We start from the raw sequence: 20,264 nt of genomic DNA, 5'->3' as shown, positions 1-20,264 counted from the left end.
CAGCAAAAAAACTATTTAGACAAAACATCAACACATTTATAAAAACGTTTGGTGTAGTGTTCTGTGTCAAGTGAAGTAATAGTGACTTGCTGTGCTTTTCCTGAAGAAGCGTGAATAAATTTCGAGTGCATTCCGTTGGCTTCGCAGATTATTCCAAGATGTCCAATAGTAGTTTTGTCTTTATATCCGTAGAAAACCAAAATATCTCCAACTTTAAATTCTTCTGGTTTTAAAGTTTTACCGATGTTTTTATAGCCGCTTGAACTTCTAGGAAGCGTCATTCCAAAATTTTTAAACACATAACTCACAAAACCCGAACAATCAAAACCTTTTTGCGGATTACTGCTCGCGTATACATAAGGCGTTCCTAAATATTTTTTTGCATAAACAATTAGAGAATCACGATTAATTTCAGTTGGAGTTTGCGGTAGGTTTTCCTTTTCCTTCTTTTTAAAATTAAAAGAGGAAAATAGAATAAAGGCTGATAGAAAAATAAAAAAATGTGATCTCATTTTGTATACAAAAAGGGTTAAATGGTAAAGATAAGGCTTAAATCTAGAATTTCAATAGAATACTATTTGTTTCAATTGTAAGAATTAACGCTCTTCGATCGAAAATTGATGTGTTTATGTGGTGTTTTTTTATTACTTTTTGACATTTTAGTATCTTTTTAGATAATCTCTTTCCAATATATTTGTGAATCGTATTTAGATTTTAACAAATAAATTATGTTTCCTAAAAAAATAGCACTTTTAATTTCGTTTTTGCTGATTTCGATCATTTCGAACTCACAAACACTAAATTCAAATAAAACTTTCTTGTATCAAGGTCGCATAGAAAAATTACAGCATGATACTATCATTTTGATTGGAACTGCTTCTTCTGTTTCTTTCAATTTTACTGGAAATGAATGTTCTATTTCACTTCAAAGTGTTGATTCTTATCAACATCATAATTATGTGCAATTGGTTTTGGATGGAAAATATATTGGGAAAATTAGAATTGAAAAAGGTGCGGCTCAATCTTTTCCAATAAAGATTACTTCAAATCAGAAAGAACATCGTTTAGAAATTTATAAAAACACAGAAGCGCATACAGGCGGAGTTTTGTTCGCTGGAACAACGGCAAAGCTGACGTCAATTTCGTTTAAAAAGAAAAAGAAAATCGAGTTTATCGGAGATTCGATTACTTGCGGTGCAGCAAGCGATGGTTCTGAAATTCCTTGTGATAAAGGAGAATATTACGATCACCACAATAGTTATTATGCTTACGGTCCAACACTTTCAAGAGAGATTGGTGTTGATTATTTAATGAGTTGCGTTTCTGGAATTGGAATGTACAGAAATTGGAATGACGAGAATAAAGACGAAGTTATAATGCCTGATGCTTATCCAAATTTATATCTGACGAAAGACGCTTCAAAACCTAAATATGATTTTGCTTTTCAGCCCGATATTATCAGCATTGCTTTAGGAACAAATGATTTTTCTGGTGGAGATGGCAAAAAAGAACGTCTTCCATTTAACGCTGAAAAGTATGTTTCTAATTATGTAAACTTCATCAAAATGCTTTATAAGCATAATCCGAAAGTACAGATTGTAATTACAAATAGTCCAATGGTTGGAGGAGAAAGAGGAGTTGTTTTTGAAGATTGCCTAAATAAAGTTAAAACCGCTTTCGCAAATGATAAAGCGCATAAGCCCATTCAGATTTTTAAATTCAAACCGATGACTCCAAATGGATGTTCTGGACATCCAGATGTGGCAGATCATAAGGTTTTGGCAGACGAATATGCTCCATTTTTAAAGAAGTTACTAAATGAAAAATAATATCTATAAGTTTGTTTTCTTTTTATTGATTTCCAGTACTATGATGGCAAACGTTTCGCTTCCGAATATTTTTAGTGATAATATGGTTTTACAGCGCAACTCTGAAGTGAAAATTTGGGGTTGGGCAAATCCGAAAGAAGAAATTAAACTGGCTTCGAGTTGGAACAATCAGGAGTATAAAACCGTGGCCAATAATCAGGCGAAATGGGAAATCACGATTAAAACTCCAGAGGCTGGCGGACCTTTTGCAATTTCGATAAAAGGTTACAATGAAGTGGTTCTAAAAAATATTTTGATTGGAGAAGTTTGGCTTTGTTCTGGTCAATCGAATATGGAAATGTCGGTAAGCTGGGGAATTGATGACGGTGAAGAAGAAATGAAAAATGCAACGAATCCAAACATTCGATTTTTTACGGTTCCGAAATTAACCGCTACAAGTCCGCAGAATAATTTGTTGGGAAACTGGACAGAATCGACTCCGGAAACGATGAAATATTTTAGCGCTATTGGTTACTTTTTTGCCAAACGCCTTCGCGAAGATTTAAAAAATGTTCCAATCGGATTAATTTCTTCCAATTGGGGAGGAACTCCTGCAGAAATCTGGATGCCAGAAGAGGTGGTAAATAATGATCCGCTTTTATTAGAAAATGCTAAAAAACTAAACGAACAGGAATACGGACCAAGACAGCCAGGACGTGCTTACAATGCCATGATTTACCCGATTGTGGGATTTAAAATTGCAGGAACGCTTTGGTATCAGGGAGAATCAAATGTGGGTTCTTTGGTTTATGATAAAACTCTGGGAGCTTTAATTACTTCTTGGAGAAAGGAATGGAATGATAATTTTCCGTTTTACTATGTTCAGATAGCGCCGTTTAAAACGGGTTCTAATAATTTCTCAAATGTAACGGTAAGAAATTCTCAAAGAAAATTATTGAAAGAAGTTCCAAAAACAGGAATGGTTGTGATTAGCGATATTTCGGATACGATTGATATTCATCCCAAAAACAAAAAATCAGTTGGAATTCGTTTAGCGAATCTGGCTTTGAAGGAAACGTATAAAACCAATTCAAACTTGGTAAATGGTCCATTGTTTAAAGAGGTTAAGATTGAAAAAAACAAGGCAATTGTTTCTTTTGATTATGCTGATGGACTTTATTTTAAAGATAAAAAATCGAATCAATTTGAAGTGGCTGGAAGTGATGGAGTTTTCTATACAGCCGAAGCTTCGATTAAAAATAACGAAGTGATTTTGACAAGTAAAAAAGTATCTTCTCCTGCAAAAGTGAGATTTGCATGGGGAAATACAACGCAGTCGGATTTGTTTAATAAAGCGAATTTGCCGGCTTCTTGTTTTACGACTGAAGGATTTTAGATTTTAGAAAATAGAAAATAGAACATAGAATAGAGAATGTAGATTTTAGATTGTAGAACTGTTTTGTCAGGCTGAGCGAAGTCGAAGCCCCGCAAAGTGAGACATGAAGTTTGTCATCCTGAGGAACGAAGGATCACACACTAAACTCGACAAAGTTTGGCGAAGTTCTGTACGGAGTTTCTAATGTGATCCTTCGTTCCTCAGGATGACAAGGTAAACAAAAACGCTCTTTTGAAAACGATTTGCGTGAGGGATAGCAGTGGAAAGCCCACAGCCTGACGAAGGAAGAGCGAGGACTTGAAACGGATAGCCCGACCCGCTTTTTCAGCGGGACACGCCCAACAAAAACTTAGAATCTCAGCGTCTCAGAACCTTAGAATCTTAAAGAAAAACTAACTAAACCACTATGAAAAATAAACAAATACTAATTATTGGGGTATTTTCCCTGTTTACTGTTGGAAATATGAGTGCACAAAAAAAGCCGTATCTGGATAAAAATAAAACTGTTGAGCAACGTATAGATTTGCTTTTGCCATTAATGACGCTGGAGGAAAAAGTGGGACAGATGAACCAATATAATGGTTTTTGGGATGTTACTGGACCTGCGCCAAAAGGCGGAACAGCCGAATTAAAATACGAACATTTAAGAAAAGGATTGGTTGGATCGATGCTGACGGTTCGTGGCGTAAAAGAAGTTCGTGCTGTACAGAAAATTGCGGTTGAAGAAACGCGATTGGGAATTCCATTAATTATTGGTTTTGACGTAATACATGGTTATAAAACGTTAAGTCCGATTCCGTTGGCAGAAGCGGCAAGTTGGGATTTGGAAGCGATTAAAAAATCGGCGGCGATTGCGGCAGATGAAGCTTCGGCATCTGGAATCAATTGGACTTTTGGACCAAATGTTGACGTTGCAAACGATGCGCGCTGGGGGCGTGTAATGGAAGGTGCAGGAGAAGATCCTTATTTAGGAAGTAAAGTGGGTTATGCTCGTGTGAAAGGTTTTCAAGGAGAAACCATTGCAGATTTGGCCAAAGTAAATACGATTGCGGCTTGTGCGAAACACTTTGCTGCTTATGGTTATGTTGAAGCAGGATTAGAATATAATATTGTAGATATCAGTAATTCTAAATTGTACAATTCGGTTTTGCCTCCTTTTGAAGCAACGGTTGAAGCGGGAGTTCGTACGTTTATGAATTCGTTTAATACGTTGAATGGTGTTCCGGCAACTGGAAATGCTTTTTTACAAAGAGATATTTTAAAAGGAAAATGGAAGTTTGACGGATTTGTAATTTCGGATTACGCTTCGATTCGTGAAATGATTGCGCATGGATATGCAAAAGACGAAGCCGATGCAACGGCAAAAGCAGTAATTGCAGGTTCTGATATGGATATGGAATCGTATTTATATGTGGCAAAACTGGTCGATTTAGTAAAATCAGGAAAAGTAAAAGAAGCCTTGGTTGATGATGCTGTCCGTAGAATTTTGCGCGTAAAATTTGAATTAGGATTATTTGATGATCCGTATAGATATTGTGATGAAAAGCGCGAGAAAGAAGTGGTTGGAAGTAAAGCCAATAACGATGGCGTTTTGGATATGGCGAAAAAATCGATCGTTTTATTAAAAAATGAAAAGAATTTGCTTCCGCTAAAGAAATCCGGACAGAAAATAGCTTTGATTGGAGCTTTGGCAAATGATAAAAACAGTCCGCTAGGAAGTTGGAGAATTGCTGCTTCTGATGATACAGCAGTTTCGGTTTTAGAAGGAATGCAACAATATAAAGACAATCAACTAACTTTTGAAAAAGGTGTTGATTTATTGAAACAGAAAGCTACTTTCTTAACGGAAACAGTTTTCAATACAACAGATAAAAGCGGATTTGAAGCAGCAAAAAAAGCGGCGAAAAACGCAGATGTTGTGGTAATGGTTTTAGGAGAATATGGTTTCCAAAGCGGTGAGGGAAGAAGTAGAACTGATTTGAACTTGCCTGGTTTACAGCAGGAATTATTAGAAGAAATTTATAAAGTAAACCCGAATGTCGTTTTGGTTTTAAACAATGGTCGTCCGTTGAGTATTCCATGGGCAGCAGAAAATGTTCCAGCAATTGTAGAAGCTTGGCATTTAGGAACGCAGACTGGGAATGCAGTTGCGCAGGTTTTATACGGAGATTACAATCCGAGTGGAAAATTGCCAATGTCGTTTCCAAGAAATGTAGGGCAGGTGCCAATTTATTACAACAAATACAGCACAGGAAGACCGATAGACAGCGATAAAAATGTTTTCTGGTCGCATTATATGGATGTAGAGAAAACGCCTCAATTTCCGTTTGGTTTTGGTTTAAGCTACACGACTTTCGATTATAAAAATTTGAAATTGAATAAAACGGCTTTTGCAAAAGGGGAAAAAGTTGAGGTAAGTGTTGAAGTTACCAACTCAGGAAATTACGATGGAAAAGAAGTAGTTCAATTATACATTCATGATGAATTTGCAAGTATCGTTCGCCCAATAAAAGAATTGAAAGGTTTTGGATTGGTTAATCTGAAAAAAGGAGAAACTAAAACGGTAAAGTTTACTTTGACAGATAAAGAACTTGGTTTTTATAATAATGAAGGAGCTTATTTATTAGAACCGGGAACTTTTAAAATCATGGTTGGAGGAAGCTCTGATAAAGGTTTGCAGGATGGTTTTGAAATTAAAGAGTAAAAGGTTTTTGCCACAAAGACTCTAAGACGCTAAGTTTTTTTCGCCACGAATTCACGAATTTATTGTTTAAAAATTCGTGAATTCGTGGCGATTTCATTTTTGGATAAAAATCTTTGTGTCTTAGAGTCTTTGTGGCAAAACTTAGTATTTTTTTCTACCTTTAAAATCTATTAAAACTTCAACTTTTAAATTATAAACATGAAATATAACAGATGTGGCAAAAGTGGTTTATTGCTTCCAGAAATTTCTTTAGGATTATGGCATAACTTCGGTTCGGTTGATAATTTTGAAAATGCCGAAAGTATTGCCATTGAAGCTTTTGATAAAGGAATTACTCATTTTGATTTAGCGAATAATTACGGGCCAGTTCCAGGTTCTGCTGAAGAGAATTTTGGTAAAATCTTATGGCATAATTTTCAGGGAAATCTGCGTGATGAAATCGTGATTTCTACAAAAGCAGGTTATACGATGTGGAACGGACCTTATGGAGATTGGGGCTCTAGAAAATATTTGCTTTCTAGTCTAGATCAGAGTTTGAAACGAATGAGCATCGATTATGTAGATATTTTTTATTCGCATCGTCCAGATCCAGAAACTCCGATTGAAGAAACGATGATGGCTTTGGATCACGCTGTAAGAAGCGGCAAAGCTTTGTATGTTGGAATCAGTAATTATTCTGCAGAACAGACTCGAGTTGCAGTTGATGTTTTGAAACAATTGGGAACCCCATGTTTGATTCATCAGGCAAAATACTCCATGTTGGAGCGCTGGGTTGAAAATGGTTTATTGGATGTTTTGGAAGAAAAAGGAGTAGGCTGTATTGCGTTTTCGCCTTTGGCACAAGGACTTTTAACCGATAAATATTTAAAGGGAATTCCTCAAAATTCAAGAGCACATAATCCAAACGGACATTTGAAAGAAGATGAGGTGACGCAGGAACGTATTCAGAAATTAATTCAGCTGAATGAAATTGCTCAGAATAGAAACCAATCTTTGGCGCAAATGGCTTTGGCTTGGCTGCAAAAAGACAAACGAATTACGTCTGTTTTAATTGGCGCGAGTTCTGTAAAACAATTGTGTAATAATATTGATTGTCTTCAGAATACGGAATTTTCGCAGGATGAATTGAATGCGATTGAGAAGATATTAGCGTAAAATGTTATTTGTAAAATGTGAAATGATAAAAAAAGGAGAACTAAATGTTCTCCTTTTTTTTATTTAATAATCATCGCCAATCCGCCTCCGCTAGCCAAACGATATTTTAACTTGGTTATCGAATCAACAGTAATAATCTCTTTTTTATAATCGGTCGCAGCTTTATCTGCATTTATTCCATCTGAGAAAATTTCGGCTTGGAATTTTTTGCCTTTTTCAAGGAAAGAAAAATCAATTGTAATATCTCTAGAATCCCAGTTTGTTATTGCGCCTAAGTACCAAGTGTTTCCTTTTCTTCTAGCGATAGAAACGAATTTTCCAACTTCTCCGTCTAAGGCAACAGTTTCATCAAAAATAGTTGGAACTTTAGCAATAAAGTCTGTGCTTTCCTGCTCTTTAATAAAAGCGGTCGGACTATCAGCCATCATTTGCAAAGGTGCTTCAAAAATAGTGTACAATGCCAATTGATGGCATCTTGTTCCCTGACTCATTGGAGTAGAATGACTTGGTTTGAATTCGCTTTTGGTAGCATTTCGCATAGCACCAGGCGTGTAGTCCATTGGTCCAGCCATCATTCGAATAAACGGAATTGTGGTATCATAAAGCGGAACATCGTCATTTGCAGTCCATTTATTATTTTCTAAACCTTTTACGCCTTCAAAATTTAAAATATTTGGATACGTTCTCTGAATTCCAGTTGGTTTGTACATTCCGTGAAAATCAATAATCAATTTATGATTGGCTGCTTTTTGTGCAATATCATAAACCGAATTGACCATTTTGGCATCGTCACGGTCAATAAAATCTACTTTAAAACCTTTTACGCCCAGTTTTGCATAATTGTCAAAAACGCGATCAATATTTTCATGCAAAGCCATCCATGAAGCCCACAAAATAATGCCAACGTTTCGTTCTTTCGCGTAAGCGATTAAAGCTTCCAGATCCACATTCGGATTATGTTTCATAATGTCGGTTTCAATGCTCCATCCTTCGTCTAAAACGACATATTCGACCTTATTTTTAGAAGCAAAATCAATATAATATTTATACGTCTGCGTATTAATTCCCGCTTTAAAATCTACATTGTAAATATTCCAATCGTTCCACCAATCCCAAGCGACTTTTCCTGGTTTTATCCATGAAATGTCCTTTATTGTAGAAGGTTCCGCTAATTTCTGAACCATATCGTTATTGGCTAAAGCAGCATCATTTTCAGAAATGACAATCGCTCGCCACGGAAAAGTTCTCGTTCCTTTTGTTTTTACCAAATAATCAGCTCTTTCGGTAATTAGTTTGTTGAGGTAATTAAATCCGCCGTTGTTTTCTTGAGTTGGATATTTAGAAAAACGAGATTCAAAACCTGTTTTGTTTTTATTATTTGTGACAAATAATCCGGCATAATCTTCGAGATCAGCTTCTAGAAAAACGGCTTTTTTATGGTTTTTATAATCAATCAAAAAAGGTAAAAACGCCAAAGTATCTTTAGCAAATTCACTTATTTTTTTGTTTTCATAATGCGATTCAAACGAAGAAATAAACTGATCTTTCGGATTTCTTAAATCTCGTACATACGGCATCAAAGTATTGTAATCCTGATCAAAATTTAGAACCACTTCTTCATCTTTAACTGTAATCTCTTTTTTCTTTTTTGTGATGAAACGATAGGCAGCCCCATCATCAAAAACACGAAATTCAAGAGCGAAATCATTTTTAAAATTTAGAATCAGTTTGTTGTATTGGTCTTTGACCGTTTTCTTTTTGTACAAAGGCGTTTCAAAAGAAGTATTTATACTTTCTTTTTTCGAATTTAAAACAACAGGATTTTTTCCTAAAATCTGATTTTCATCCAAAGTCAAAGACATTTCTGATGGCGCTAAAATCAAATCTTTTTCATGCGAAATTGACCATGAAATTTTATCATTTACTGCAATTTTAACTTCGATTTTTCCATTAGGTGAACTAACTGTAAAGCTCTGTTTTTGTTGAGAAAAAGAAAGATTTAGGAATAGTAAACAAAAAAGAATAAATATATTTTTCATCTGGATATTTTTTAAACCATATAAGTTATATAAGTTCATTTAAAAGTTTGATTAAAATGAACTTATATAACTTATATGGTGGAAAATTAATTTTACTTTTTCTTTAATTCTGAATTGTATTTTTTTACAATTTCTAATGTTGATTTATCTCCATTAAAAACAGAATTTAAACCTTGCGGTTCTTGCGGAGGATCTGTTGTTAAAGGATCGCCTGGGTTCCATTTTCCGGTTTCGTTTATTGCTTTTCCTTCGCCGCCATAACCCCAGAAATTGGCCGCTCTTAACGGACCATTATTTTTAACGCTTTCTGCAACTCTTCCAAAAATGTAGCTGTAAAATTGATTTCTGTAGATAGAAGAAGCTCCTGCATTCAAGTTTTCATTTTCTCTCGGAAGACCAAATTCTTCAATAATAATAGGTCTTTTCAGATTGTTGGCAACCTTGATGTGATCGTCAATATATTTTCCAGCATTTTCGATTGTTGCAGGCATTGTTGCTTCTGCATTATCGGCCTTAAACCAATTCCAGTTTTTGGGCCAGATATGCATCGTCAAATAATCGATGTTCGGATTTTGATGCGTTCTTTCGAAGATTTCCATGCTGTCGTTCGAACTATTTTTCCCTTCAGAACCTGTAGAAACTAAATGATTTTTATCTAAACTGTCAATTAAATCAACAATGTTATTGAGCCATTTCGTGAATTTAACTTCATTTTCTACCGTAAAAAGTCTCGGTTCGTTTCCAACTTGCCACGACATAATCGTGTTGTCTTCGTTGTATTTCTTTTTAGAATACGCATTTGTTCGTCCAATAATAAACTTCACATGATTGTTTAAAGCTTCCATGCAAGGTTCGCAACTATGAAACTGTTCTGTATACGACATAAACTGAGGCCAAGTGTTTGGTGGGATCGCAGGAACCGGAACAGGACCTTTACCATTCCATTCTAAGTATTGTGACATTCCGCCCGACCATTCCCAGTTATTGGTCAAGTACAAAACGGCATACATATTTCGTTTACTCATTTCGCTAATCAGAAAATCCAATCCGTCCAATAAATCTTCATCATATTTTCCCTGTTCATATTGCAGTGCTGGACGAACGGTAAAATCATATTTTCCACCATCGGCACCCACTAAAACACGTAAATTATCGATTCCGTTTTTCTTCATTAAATCCAACTCGCGCAAAAGCCTTTTACGATCGCCTATTTTTTTAGAAGCCAGCATACTTCCGTACCAATAATTGGTTCCAATATAAGCGTACGGTTTATCACCTTTGTAAAATTCATTTCCTTTTACGGTTATTCTTTCCTGGGCCTGACAAGCAATTGCAGTAAAAATTAAGGCTAATGAAAGGGTTTTAAAAAATCTGTTTTTCATAATTTATATTTTAAGGAGCTAATCCCGCTATCCGCTGTATCTTTTATGGTGAACCCCACCATAAAAGGATGCCGCTTCTATCGGGGCTAGGACTTTACGTTCTGTAAGACGTTTTGATTTTTATTTGAAACCTTAATTTTCAATTCGATGAATAAGCTCCAGACAAGCTCGACCATTATGGTAAGGACATTTCCAGAATCCGGCTTTGTCTTTTTTTATTATACTATAATCATCATAAATTCCCCAATGCCATTCTCCATTTTGCTGATCGATCATGTACTTTTTTATGAATTTCCAGTTTCTGTAAACAATATCCAGATATTCTTCTTTTCCGGTTAATTGATAGGCATTGTAAAAACCAATTAAAGCTTCAGCTTGTGGCCACCAATGTTTTTCTGCAATCAACTCATTTTTTTCAGGATCATATTCGTACCATAAACCGCCATCAGCATCTAAACCTTCTTTGGTTACTTCTGCAATTTGAATGGCATGTTTTTTATAATTGGCAATCAAAGTTTCATTTCCCGAAATTTCGGCGCATTGCTGTAAAAGCCAAGCTGCTTCAATATCATGTCCGTACGAAATGACATCTGGTTTTTCTTTCCAGTTTTCGTCAAAAAACAAGCGTAAATGTCCCGTTTCGGTATTGATAAAATATTTCTCGATCGTTTCTAATAATTCAACAATATCTACGAGCAATTTTTCGTCTTTCCAGACTTTATATAAATTCACATAGCCTTCAATAATATGAAGATGCGTATTCATGGTTTTCTTTTCGTTGGCATCTTTTTCGCTTAAACGCAAATCATCAATGGGTTCCCAATCTCTGGTAAAAGCTTCAAAATAGCCTTTGTTTATCTTATCATAGCTATGTTCTTGAATTTTTGCATATAAGTTTTTAGCAATTTCTAAGGCTCTTTCTTCTTTTGAAATGGCATAATATTCAGACAATCCATAAATCGCAAAAGCCAATGCGTAAATCTGGTTTTTGGTGTCTTTTGGAGTTTTATCCTCATTTATACTCCAAAAAAGACCTCCAAATTGTGTGTCATAAAAATTAGCAGCGAGAAATTCGAATGCTCTTTTTGCCAGTTTTTTGTGGTTTTCGTTTCTAGTGGTTTGGTAACTGGCAGAAAACGTCCAAAGAATTCGGGCATTAAGAACCGAACCTTTTTCTGCATGAGCAATCAGATGATCGTTAAAATCGATTTGGCCAACAAAACCTCCATTTTGATCGTCAATAGTACGCTCCGACCAATAATTTAGGATAGAATCCAATTCTGCGGTTAGTTCCGATTTTAAAAGCTTTCTTTGTAATGACACGATATTTTAAATTGCGTTATTTTTTTCGATTTGATTAATGATGGTTTGCACTGAACCTGCCGAAATAAAAGTATCTGCTGGAGTATTTATTACATAATCAACAAGTTTATCTACAGATGAAACCGCCACATGCATTCTAGTATCTGAAGAAGCGTAATAAACGTAAACCGTTCCATCTTCGTCTTCGATCCATCCGTTAGAAAATAAAACATTCGATACGTCTCCAACTCTTTCAATTCCTTCAGGTCCCATAAAATGTCCGGCAGGAACGTGTGTTACTTTTGTAATATCATTCAAATCGGTCATGAACATATATAAAGTATAGCGTAATCCTGCGGCAGTATTTCGAACTCCGTGCGCTAAATGCAACCAGCCTTTTGATGTTTTAATTGGAGCTGGACCCAAACCGTTTTTTAGCTCGTAAATCGTATGGTATTGTTTTCCAAAAATGATTTTTTCGTCTTTTACAACTGGATTTGTCATGTCGTCAACATAACCTAAACCGATTCCTCCGCCACTTCCAACATCAATAAAACCATCTTGCGGACGTGTATATAAAGCGTATTTTCCGTTTACAAATTCTGGATGCAAAACAACATTTCGCTGTTGTCCTGTGTTCGAAATCAAATCTGGCAATCTTTCCCAGTTTACTAAATCTTTAGAACGAACGATTCCTGCATTGGCAACAGCCGAACTGGTGTCGCCTTTTGGAGCTTTTGGATCTTTTCTTTCGGTACAGAAAATTCCGTAAACAAATCCATCTTCGTGATTAATTAAACGCATATCGTACACGTTTGTATCGGGTTCTTCAGTTTGTGGAATCACACACGGTTTATCCCAAAATTTGAAGTTATCAATTCCGTTTGGACTTTCGGCGATAGCAAAAAAAGATTTTCTGTCGATTCCTTCTACACGAACGGCAAGTAGATATTTTCCGTTCCATTTCATTGCTCCAGCGTTGAAAGCGGCATTCATGCCAATTCTTTCTTGTAAAAACGGATTTGCTTTTTCGTTAAAATCAAAACGCCAGTTTAACGGAATGTGCGCTGCAGTTACAACCGGATTTTTGTAACGTTCATAAATTCCGTTTCCAACACTTTCATGAGGTCCGTTTTTTTGCTCAAGAAGCATTTTATGTTGTTTTTCTAATGCCGATTTTCTTTCTTGAAAAGTGGCTGAAGATGTTATCGTTGTCATATCAATTGATTTCTGTATCTGTTTTTTAATGATTTTGGTCTCTTTTTATATTTAAATCCTGTTCTATAATCTGTAATTTCTCTTCTGATAATGGGTAAAATGCTATAAAAGCTACTGAAATTGCGGCTGCAATTGCTGGTAAGATGCTTAACATTAGCTGAATTCCATTTTGGGCTGTTTCGGTCTGCTCAACATTGGCTTGAAAACCAAAATAACCTAAAAGCCATCCTGCTCCAGCACCGCCAATTGTCCAGCCAAATTTTTGCGACATAGATGAAGCGGAGAAAACTAATCCTGTTGCTCTTCGTCCTTGTTTCCATTCAGAATAATCGGCACTGTCTGCGTACATGGACCAGATCAAAGGAAAAATACAGCCCGCACAAATGCTGATTAAAACTTGAAAACTCATAATTAAGAAAACATCTTCTTTTCCGAATAAATAGAAAATCAGACTTAAAATGGCCGCCAAAGCCATTGCACCAAAAAATGTTTTCTTTTTACCAATTTTATTGGCAATTGGTGTTGCAATGATTACTCCGATAATGTTTGCTGCTTGTCCTAAAACCAAATAAATTGAAGTTGGTGTCATATGGAAATCGGTTCCGAAAAGCGAAAAATCAAAATTTACAGAACTGCTTACATAATATTTGAAGTAGTAAACGGCAGCCCCGTCACGAATAGAATTGAATACCAAAGCTCCAATTCCGGCTCCTAATAAAATCCACCAAGGTTTATTTTTCCAAAGATCTTTTAGATCTTCTTTCAAGTTATTCTGTTCATCAGCAATAGGTTTGATTCTTTCTTTAGTGAAGGCAAAACAAGCCCAGAAAAAGACAGTTGTAATTAATCCAAAAACGGCAATTGTTGCCAACCAGCCTGTTTTAGAATTTAGATTTCCGCCAAAATAATTTACCAAAGGTTCAATTAGCCAAAGCGCTAAAAGACTCCCTCCAAAAGCAAAAACCATTCGGTAAGACGAAAGTGTATTTCTTTCTTTTCTGTCAGAAGACATTACGCCCAAAAGTGAAGCGTAAGGAACGTTGATTAAAGAATAAATCATCATCATCAACGAATAGGTCACATAAGCATAAATGATTTTTCCTTTTTCATCAAAATCTGGAGTGTAAAAAGTTAAAACTCCAATCACGGCAAAAGGTATGGCAACCCAAAGTAAATAAGGTCTAAATTTTCCCCATTTGCTTTTGGTTCTGTCAGCCAGAATTCCAACAATTGGGTCAAAACATGAGTCCCAGATTCTAGTAATTAAAAACATAGTTCCTACTACAGCAGGCGCCAATCCGAAAACGTCGGTGTAGAAAAACAGTAAATACATACTGAAAATTTTCCAGAACATAGAAGAAGCAGCGTCTCCAAGTCCGTAACCGATTTTTTCTTTTAAACTAATTTTGTCGTGCATTGGTTATTTTTTAAGGTTGTAATTTAATTCGGGGCAATTATTTTAATTTTTTCTGAATGTCTTTTTCAAAGATAGTCTGGTCGAGATTGTAAAAATCGATAAAATCTTTTTCGCTTACTTGGCCTGAAAATGGTGCATAATAATGCATTTTTTGCTCTTTTTCCTGCCATCCGTGGTTTCTCCAAAGCAATACATAAGAAATTTTATAATCTCCAATTGCTTTTAATAGAGTTCCCGTCCACCATTTTGGGTCTGGAACGGCTTCATAACCAGCTTCAGCGAGTGCCATTAATTTGTGTTTTTTTGAGCTGATTTCGTTTAATATTTTAAATTGATTTTGAACTTCAGCAACGAATTTTTCGCCATTTGGATCATTACTGTTTTGGTAGGTGTCAAAACTCAACATGTCGGTATAATTGTCTCCAGGATAATTGGCTAGAAAGTCGTTTTCGCTTCCAAAACTTCCTGTGTTATAAACATAAATCAAGTTGTGAACCCCTTTCTTCTGAAGGTAATCAAAAGTAAATTTCCAAGCGGTTTTGAATTCCTCTGGAGTGCAGTTTCCTTTTCCCCACCAAAACCATCCGCCAGTAAGTTCGTGAAAAGGTCTAAAAAGTATCGGAATGTTTTTACCATTTTTATCTTTTAAAGACAAAAAGAAAACAGCCGCTTTGTCTAACCAAGAAGTAAACTTTTTATGATTTTCGGCTCCAGGCAAAATCGTTTTTAAAGAATTTGGAACATTATCCCAAGCATTTTTTCCTGTTGCAGGATTGTCAAAATGCCAGCTGATAGTCGAAATTCCGCCTCTAGAATCTGCCTCAATAATATATTGTTTCATTTTAGCAAAAGGAACGCCATCAATATTATTCGGACTGTCATTTTCTAATCCCGCAATATCCCAGCCATAAACTGCAGGATAATCTCCAACGACATCTTTTATGTCACTGCGTCCGTCTTCGTATTTCCATTTTACTCCATAAGCCAAATCGTCTTGATGTCCGAATAAGAAACCTTTTTGAGTTAAAGTATTAAGTTCTTTATATAAAGTTTTAGTTTCTATTGTTGCTTTTTTATCTGAAAGTGACAAATTAGTATTACTAGTGCTTTTTTGAGACCAACACGAACTGCTTAGTGCAGTTACAGTTAAAAGCGTTAAAAAATGTTTTTTCATCGAAAAATAAGAGTTGGCTGTTTAGCTAAATGCTAACTAAACAAGGGTTTACGTTTTTTGAATAATAGCATTTCTTCTGTCGAAAATTCTCTATGCTATTAGCGTTAAAATTATTAAAACTATAAAAAGTTATTTAATAAAAAATGATTAATGTTTATTATTAATGTTCTTTTTAAAGAAATGATAAATTAATTTTTTCAAAGATAAACGGATGATTATAGTGTAATTAATATTATTTTATCAATTATATATCATATTATTGCATCAAAAAAAGAACATTTGTTTTCCTGAAATAGTTTTTAAGATGAGTAATACGAAGAATTTTTATAGAGAAATAGCACCGCTTGCTGCGAGTGACAGCTTTTTAGTTTTTGATCGTGTAAAAGATAGTTTTGATTTTCCAGTTCATTATCATCCGGAATTTGAGATCAATTTTATTCAGAATGGAAAAGGGGTTAAAAGGGTTGTAGGAGATAATATTGAAGAAATTGATAATGTCGAGCTAGTTTTGATTGGTCCCAATTTATATCACGGTTGGGAGTTGAATAAATGTACAAATAAAAAGATACACGAAATTACGATTCAATTTCATAACGATTTATTTCATGAATCTTTGCTTGCGCGACGTATCATGAATCCGATTCGAGATATGTTTAATAGATCAATTCACGGAATTCTTTTTTCTAAAAAAACAGCCGAAGAATTGATGCCAAGGCTCGTAAGGCTTTCTAAGCTGGATGGTATGGATTATTTTTTAGAGATTACTTCTTTATTGTATGATCTGGCCAATTCTAGAAATCAGCGTTTGCTTTCGACTTATACAGTAGACTATGATACTTTTGATGATTATGATAAAATGAAGTTAGTTTACGAATATGTGCAAAAGCATTTTTCTGAAAAAATCACTTTAGAAGACGTGGCAAATGTGGCGAGTATGTCGATAATTTCTTTTAACCGATTCATTAAAAAGAGAACTGGAAAAACTTTTGTGAATTATATAAATGACATTCGTATTGGTTATGCGGCGCGTTGGCTGGTAGAAAAAGATATGAGTGTTTCTGAAGTTGCTTTTAAATCTGGTTTTAATAATATAGCAAATTTCAATCGTAGTTTTAAAGCTACAAAAAATTGTACACCAAGCCAATATCGTGAAGAGTTTTCTGGTTTAAAACGAATTTTATAGTGATGCTTTTTTATCACAAATAAATATTATTTTTAACGAAAACGTTTGATTTTTAAGATTTCATTGTTTTTTTTGCATCGTTTGTGTTCTAGAGAGAGGTATGATTGCGAATAATTTAAAATTTATGTGCTTTTATTTTTATATGTGTTTTTTTAAGGGCTTATAGTAAAAATATTATCATTAAATGATATAATACTATCGATTTGATAATCCTCTCTGTTATAGATTTGTTAAATAATTTAAAAGTAAAAATTACCCAGGCATTTACTTTTGGATTATGCAATAAACAAATTTAACTAACCAAACACTTATTATGAAAAAACTAATGACTAGCTTCATTCATTGGAGGGCTGACCACAAAGCCATTCCTTTGATATTATTTTTGTTACTGACTAGTAATTTTATTACAGCTCAGGTAAAGGTTTCGGGAACTGTATCTGATGAAAAAGGGTTATCTATACCAGGTGCCAATATCATAGTTACAGCTACAAAGAAGACGGCTTCAACAGATTTTGATGGTAAATATTCTATCGAAGCACCTGCAAACTCTACTATTTCTGTTTCATTTATTGGATATGTTTCGCAAACTATCAATGTTAAAAATGGCGGAACAGTAAACGTTGTCTTGAAACTTAGCGCAGAAGATTTGCGTGAAGTTTTGGTAAACGTAGGATATAGAAGCGTGAAGAAAAAGGATTTGACAGGAGCTATTTCTACTGTTACTACTAAGGATATTGCAGACTCTCCACAAGTATCTGTAGATCAATTGTTACAAGGACGTGCTGCTGGGGTAACAGTTACGAACAATTCTGGACAGCCAGGAAGTAGTGTGTCGGTTAAAATACGTGGTACTACTTCTATCTCTGGAACCAATGAGCCATTGTATATTATAGATGGTATTCCGATTTCTGGAGATGCTGCCAATACTGCAACTGGAGGTTCAATTGTTACAGGTTATTTAGGATCGAATACAGGAAACGTAACTTCGAGTCCAATAGCTTTTTTAAACCCTAACGATATCGAGACAATGGATATTTTGAAAGATGCTTCTGCAACTGCTATCTATGGTTCTAGAGCGTCGAATGGAGTTGTAATTATTACTACAAAAAGAGGAAAAAAAGGAGCAGGAAAAATTACCTATGATACCTATTTTTCTATTCAAAATGTTACTCGTTTATTAGATACAATGACTTTGAGCCAATACGCTGGACAGCAAAATGCTTTGGCTGCAGTTTATGGTGTAGCGCCAAGAGATGAATTTGCTGTTCCATCTGTTTTAGGTAAAGGAACAAATTGGCAAGATGAGATTTATAAAACTGCGATAATGAACAATCACCAGATTTCATTTTCGGGAGCGAAAGACGGTACTAACTATTATATTTCAGGTGGCTATACCAATCAAGAAGGTATTGTTATTGGTTCTGGTTTCAAAAGATATAGTTTTAAAACAAATGTTGACAGCAAACTAAAAGATTGGCTTACTGTTGGAGTGTCTGTTGGAGCAGGTGTAACCAATGAAGATATTACAATCAATGGTGCTAGCAATGGTATTATCAGTACTTCTATTTTGTCTACGCCAGATGTTGCGGTAAAAGATACGAATGGCAACTATGCTGGTCCGCCAGCAGATGGATCGATTGGAGTTTGGATTAATCCGGTAGCTTCTGCATTGATGAATACTAATAAGTTGATTAAGAAAAATTTTATAGGAAATTTTTATGCTAACTTTAGAATTGCCAAAGGATTGGAGTATCGTTTTGACTTTGGTGGATCTACTAATATAGATAATTTTGAAGGTTTTCAGCCTACTTATAAATGGGGTTCAGCGGTTAGACAAACCAACATGCTGACAGAGAGAGCAAACAATTGGTATGGACTTAACGTTAAAAACGTTTTAACTTATAAAGTTGATGCTGGGAATCACCATTTTAATGTTTTGGCTGGTCAAGAGGCAAATGATAGTCATTGGTTCGGTAATTCGCAATCTGTTTCTGGGTTATTAAGTAATGATATCCATTCTATTAGTTTAGGGGATCCCGATTCAGTTGTTGCTTCAGAATATAAAGGAAGTTCTGCTTTATATTCTTTCTTCGGATCTTTTAATTATGACTATGATAATCGATATGGTTTACAGGCAACCATGAGAGCAGACGGAAGTTCTAATTTTGGTCCAGGTGAAAAGTGGGGTTACTTTCCTTCAGTTTCTGGGTATTGGAAACTTTCGAACGAAAAGTTTATGGAAGGAACTAGAGAATATATTGATAATATCAAGTTTAGAGGTGGATATGGAGAGACTGGAAACCAAAATATTGGTGGTGGAGGTTACATGAGCACGGTTCGCGCAATCAAATCGGCAATGGGGAACTTCTTTACGGTTAACAATATTGCAAATCCTGATTTAACTTGGGAAACTTCTAAACAAACCAATTTAGGTTTAGATTTTACACTTTTCAAATCAAAACTTCAAGCGACATTTGATGTATACAGAAAAGAATCTGAAGGATTTTTATTTGTGTTGCCATTGCCTTACTACGTTACAGGTACAGATGCGTATCAGGGAGGTTTAGGAGCGCCAAGTGTAAATTTAGGAAGCTTAAGAAATCAAGGTTTTGAGATGACTTTAGATTATAATGAGAAGTTTGGAAAAGATTTTTCATGGAATTCAAAAGTAATTTTCTCTACAAACAAAAATAAATTGTTGAGCTTACAAGATAATTTCGATTTGACGAAAGATGTATTGCTTAATGATTATACGACAAAAGCGGTAACTAAAACTATAGTGGGTCAGCCAGTAGGTCAATTTTACGGATATCAAGCAGTTGGTATTATCAGAACGAACGAACAGTTGGCCAATGCACCAATTCCTTTTACAGGAAATAAAGCTGTAAAAAGCCAGTTGGGAGATGTTGAGTATGTAGATCAAAACAAAGACGGTTTGATTGATGATAAGGACTTGACCTATATTGGTAATCCAGCACCAAAATTCACTTACGGTTTCAACAATACTTTTAAGTATAAAAACATTGATTTAGGTGTTTTCTTGCAAGGATCTTATGGTAACAAAGTAATGAACTTAACAAGACGTGCAGGTACTAAAAACCAACGTTTGTATGAAAATCAATTGGCAGAAGCTGCGGATTTTTGGACACCAGAAAATACGGATGCAAAATATCCAAGACCTGATGGCGGAGACGGACATCCAAATATTGCAATCTCTGATCGTTATGTAGAAGATGGTTCGTATTTAAGAATTCAGCAAGTTACTTTAGGGTATAATATGCCTTCAGATGTGCTCTCAAAAGCAAGCATTAGTAAGTTAAGATTTTATTTTGGTATTCAAAATCTTTACACATTTACCAAATATACAGGCTATGATCCTGAAATCGGATCATATAACCAAGATCCATTATTATCAGGAATCGATTCAGGGCGTTACCCAACCAATCGTAGTTTCACTTTTGGAATGAATTTAGAATTTTAATTACT

General features: G+C 35.1%; 13 protein-coding genes. 6 read left to right on the top strand and 7 right to left on the bottom strand.

What is annotated here, in order from left to right; translation table 11 throughout:
* Positions 1–11 precede the first annotated feature (11 nt).
* A complete protein-coding gene (locus tag NCC77_RS19520) occupies positions 12–512 on the bottom strand; it encodes a C40 family peptidase (protein ID WP_250837095.1) in 501 nt (166 codons plus the stop codon).
* A 216-nt stretch (positions 513–728) separates the two neighbouring features.
* On the opposite strand from NCC77_RS19520, the gene NCC77_RS19515 reads away from it, so the two are divergent.
* The 4 genes from NCC77_RS19515 (at position 729) to mgrA (ending at position 7,063) form a co-directional block, all read left to right on the top strand.
* A complete protein-coding gene (locus NCC77_RS19515) occupies positions 729–1,829 on the top strand; it encodes an SGNH/GDSL hydrolase family protein (RefSeq protein WP_250837094.1) in 1,101 nt (366 codons plus the stop codon).
* Complete coding sequence (locus NCC77_RS19510; protein WP_250837093.1) at positions 1,819–3,204, top strand: sialate O-acetylesterase; 1,386 nt, start codon at positions 1,819–1,821, stop codon at positions 3,202–3,204. The genes NCC77_RS19515 and NCC77_RS19510 overlap by 11 nt, the downstream gene beginning before the upstream one ends.
* Before the next feature lie 406 nt (positions 3,205–3,610).
* Entirely contained in the window at positions 3,611–5,908 is a 2,298-nt protein-coding gene (gene bglX, locus NCC77_RS19505) for a beta-glucosidase BglX (protein ID WP_250837092.1), read from the top strand.
* A gap of 198 nt (positions 5,909–6,106) precedes the next feature.
* Positions 6,107–7,063 (top strand): L-glyceraldehyde 3-phosphate reductase, encoded by a 957-nt coding sequence (gene mgrA, locus NCC77_RS19500; RefSeq protein WP_250837091.1) that lies wholly within the window; start codon positions 6,107–6,109, stop codon positions 7,061–7,063.
* Between the two features lie 59 nt (positions 7,064–7,122).
* On the opposite strand, the gene NCC77_RS19495 is transcribed toward mgrA, so the two are convergent.
* The 6 genes from NCC77_RS19495 to NCC77_RS19470 all read right to left on the bottom strand — a co-directional run bounded on the left by NCC77_RS19495 (position 7,123) and on the right by NCC77_RS19470 (position 15,595).
* Positions 7,123–9,102, bottom strand: coding sequence for a retaining alpha-galactosidase (locus tag NCC77_RS19495; protein WP_250837090.1), 1,980 nt, complete (start codon positions 9,100–9,102; stop codon positions 7,123–7,125).
* Positions 9,103–9,194: 92 nt separating this feature from the next.
* A complete protein-coding gene (locus tag NCC77_RS19490; RefSeq protein ID WP_250837089.1) occupies positions 9,195–10,484 on the bottom strand; it encodes a glycoside hydrolase 5 family protein in 1,290 nt (429 codons plus the stop codon).
* Between the two features lie 132 nt (positions 10,485–10,616).
* Positions 10,617–11,807, bottom strand: a complete 1,191-nt coding sequence (locus NCC77_RS19485) for an AGE family epimerase/isomerase (protein WP_250837088.1) — start codon at positions 11,805–11,807, stop codon at positions 10,617–10,619.
* A 6-nt stretch (positions 11,808–11,813) separates the two neighbouring features.
* On the bottom strand, positions 11,814–13,004 hold the full coding sequence (locus tag NCC77_RS19480; protein ID WP_250837087.1) for a glycoside hydrolase family 130 protein: 1,191 nt from the start codon (positions 13,002–13,004) through the stop codon (positions 11,814–11,816).
* A 25-nt stretch (positions 13,005–13,029) separates the two neighbouring features.
* On the bottom strand, positions 13,030–14,421 hold the full coding sequence (locus tag NCC77_RS19475; RefSeq protein WP_250837086.1) for an MFS transporter: 1,392 nt from the start codon (positions 14,419–14,421) through the stop codon (positions 13,030–13,032).
* A 37-nt stretch (positions 14,422–14,458) separates the two neighbouring features.
* Complete coding sequence (locus tag NCC77_RS19470) at positions 14,459–15,595, bottom strand: glycoside hydrolase family 26 protein (RefSeq protein WP_250837085.1); 1,137 nt, start codon at positions 15,593–15,595, stop codon at positions 14,459–14,461.
* 304 nt (positions 15,596–15,899) lie between these two features.
* Between NCC77_RS19470 and NCC77_RS19465 the strand changes: the two genes are divergently transcribed.
* Positions 15,900–16,778, top strand: a complete 879-nt coding sequence (locus tag NCC77_RS19465; RefSeq protein WP_250837084.1) for an AraC family transcriptional regulator — start codon at positions 15,900–15,902, stop codon at positions 16,776–16,778.
* 313 nt (positions 16,779–17,091) lie between these two features.
* Entirely contained in the window at positions 17,092–20,259 is a 3,168-nt protein-coding gene (locus NCC77_RS19460) for a SusC/RagA family TonB-linked outer membrane protein (protein WP_250837083.1), read from the top strand.
* Positions 20,260–20,264 lie beyond the last annotated feature (5 nt).

Origin of the sequence: Flavobacterium tyrosinilyticum, assembly GCF_023656565.1 — a bacterium.
Taxonomy (GTDB): Bacteria; Bacteroidota; Bacteroidia; order Flavobacteriales; family Flavobacteriaceae; genus Flavobacterium; species Flavobacterium tyrosinilyticum.
Note: the sequence above shows the minus strand (reverse complement) of the source record. Positions and strands in the feature narration are given on the sequence as shown.

Coding starts and splice junctions, on each gene's coding strand:
- NCC77_RS19475 (WP_250837086.1), bottom strand. CDS start 14,421: ATGCACGACAAAATTAGTTTAAAAGAAAAAATCGGTTACGGACTTGGA.
- NCC77_RS19465 (WP_250837084.1), top strand. CDS start 15,900: ATGAGTAATACGAAGAATTTTTATAGAGAAATAGCACCGCTTGCTGCG.
- NCC77_RS19515 (WP_250837094.1), top strand. CDS start 729: ATGTTTCCTAAAAAAATAGCACTTTTAATTTCGTTTTTGCTGATTTCG.
- NCC77_RS19495 (WP_250837090.1), bottom strand. CDS start 9,102: ATGAAAAATATATTTATTCTTTTTTGTTTACTATTCCTAAATCTTTCT.
- NCC77_RS19490 (WP_250837089.1), bottom strand. CDS start 10,484: ATGAAAAACAGATTTTTTAAAACCCTTTCATTAGCCTTAATTTTTACT.
- bglX (WP_250837092.1), top strand. CDS start 3,611: ATGAAAAATAAACAAATACTAATTATTGGGGTATTTTCCCTGTTTACT.
- NCC77_RS19460 (WP_250837083.1), top strand. CDS start 17,092: ATGAAAAAACTAATGACTAGCTTCATTCATTGGAGGGCTGACCACAAA.
- NCC77_RS19520 (WP_250837095.1), bottom strand. CDS start 512: ATGAGATCACATTTTTTTATTTTTCTATCAGCCTTTATTCTATTTTCC.
- mgrA (WP_250837091.1), top strand. CDS start 6,107: ATGAAATATAACAGATGTGGCAAAAGTGGTTTATTGCTTCCAGAAATT.
- NCC77_RS19510 (WP_250837093.1), top strand. CDS start 1,819: ATGAAAAATAATATCTATAAGTTTGTTTTCTTTTTATTGATTTCCAGT.
- NCC77_RS19470 (WP_250837085.1), bottom strand. CDS start 15,595: ATGAAAAAACATTTTTTAACGCTTTTAACTGTAACTGCACTAAGCAGT.
- NCC77_RS19480 (WP_250837087.1), bottom strand. CDS start 13,004: ATGACAACGATAACATCTTCAGCCACTTTTCAAGAAAGAAAATCGGCA.